Annotated in this window: 2 protein-coding genes and 1 pseudogene; 2 read left to right on the top strand and 1 reads right to left on the bottom strand. The window is 65.1% G+C overall.

Annotation, left to right across the window (positions count from 1 at the left end):
- Window positions 1–110 precede the first annotated feature (110 nt).
- Window positions 111–419, bottom strand: a pseudogene (locus FHS22_RS38865) (transposase); the annotation flags it as partial.
- 379 nt (window positions 420–798) lie between these two features.
- On the opposite strand from FHS22_RS38865, the gene FHS22_RS37620 reads away from it, so the two are divergent.
- Entirely contained in the window at window positions 799–1,014 is a 216-nt protein-coding gene (locus tag FHS22_RS37620) for a hypothetical protein (RefSeq protein WP_221474613.1), read from the top strand.
- Between the two features lie 112 nt (window positions 1,015–1,126).
- The gene (locus FHS22_RS37615) at window positions 1,127–1,402 is read left to right on the top strand and encodes a hypothetical protein (protein ID WP_221474612.1); all 276 of its coding nucleotides are present in this window, start codon (window positions 1,127–1,129) and stop codon (window positions 1,400–1,402) included.
- Window positions 1,403–1,579: the final 177 nt, after the last annotated feature.

The raw sequence follows: 1,579 nt of genomic DNA, 5'->3' as shown, positions 1-1,579 counted from the left end.
TCGTATCGCCGCAGGCTCTATCAGTACCGTGCTCGTATCAGCCACTACCGGCGACGACATCGCTTATACAACGAAATGTTGTTGTAGTACTAGGTCGTGTTTTGCGGATCTCATCTGAGCCAGAGCAACAGGCAGGCGATGGTCACTGCTGAGCGGTAATGCGCGGCGAGCTTGTCGTAGCGGGTGGCGATTCCCTTGAAGTGCTTGAGCCGGTTGAAGCAACGCTCCACGACGTTGCGCCGTCTGTAGCGGACCGGATCGAAAGCGCAGGACCGATGCCCACGGCGAGCTCGCCCGGCCATCTGGTCTGCCCGCTCCGGGATGGTGTGGCCGATGCCGCGACAGTGCAGGTACACACGGATGGCACGGGAGCTGTAGCCCTTATCGGCGACCTGTACCGCTTCAAAAGTCGTTGCAGGCGCTTGACCCGCAGATCGACCTGATGCGGCGGTACGGGCAAGACCAGTTCTGTGTCTCTCCGTCTCCTGTATCTGATCATGATTTGGTTGTTCGGCTGGCTGGCGCTCCTGGGCCGAAGTGGGGCGGCCGAGAATGCCGAGATCATGGTGCTCCAGCACGAGGTGGCGGTGCTGCGTCGTCAGGTCGCCCGGCCGAAGCCGGACTGGGTCGATCGAGCGGTCCTGGCCGCGCTGGTGCGGTTCTTGCCCTCTGCCCTGCGCGCATCGACTGGTGACGCCGGGCACCCTGCTGACCTGGCATCGCCTCCTGGTCCGACGCCGGCGGACGTATCCGAGCCGGTCCGGCCGTCCGAGGACGGGCAAGGAGATCCGGGCGCTGGTGCTGCGTCTGGCGCGGGAGAACCCGGCCTGGGGATATCGCCGGGTGCACGGTGAACTGGCCCGGCTCGGTTACCAGGTGAGTGAAGCGACCGCATGCCGGATCCTCCGCGACCGGCGCCTCGAGACGCTGACACCTCGTGGAGAACTTTTCTCCGTGCCCAAGCGCAAGGGCTGCCGGCCCTCGACTTCTTCCACATTGACACGATCTTTTTGAAGCGCCTGTACGTGCTGTTCGTGATGGAAGTCGCCACCCGGCGCGTGCACCTCCTCGGCGTGACCGCCCACCCCACCGGTGCCCGGACGACACAAGAGCCCGCAACCTGCTCATGGACCTCGGGGCGCGGATCGACTCGTTTCGCTTCCTCGTCCGCGACCGGGATGCCAAGTTCACCGGTGTCTTCGACGGCGAGGGCGTGACGGTGGTGAAGATCCCGCCGCGCACGCCGCGGGCGAACTGCTCCGCCGAGCGGTGGGTGCGCACCGTACGGGCCGAGTGCACCGACCGCACCAGTCCCGCGCGCAGCGGCCATTCGATCATGACGGGCAGGCCGTTGTGCCGCTGGAAGGCCGGATCGAACGCCGGAGGGTACTCGGCGGGCTGATCAATGAGTACCACCGAGCCGCGTAGCCACTCCGGAGAACTCCCAGCTCAAGCCCTACGCGATGAGTTTTGAAGCGGTACAGGACTCTGTTGCCCAATTCCCTGGATGTGTCTCGGGGACCAAGGGATGATCTTCTCCGGTGGCGCTTCCTGCCATGTGGCCCGGAGGGGTGATGCG

This window comes from Thiemannella venezuelensis (assembly GCF_014203605.1).
GTDB lineage: Bacteria > Actinomycetota > Actinomycetes > Streptosporangiales > Streptosporangiaceae > Planomonospora_A > Planomonospora_A venezuelensis.
The sequence above is the reverse complement of the archived record's forward strand: the minus strand, read 5'-3'. Positions and strand labels throughout refer to the sequence as shown.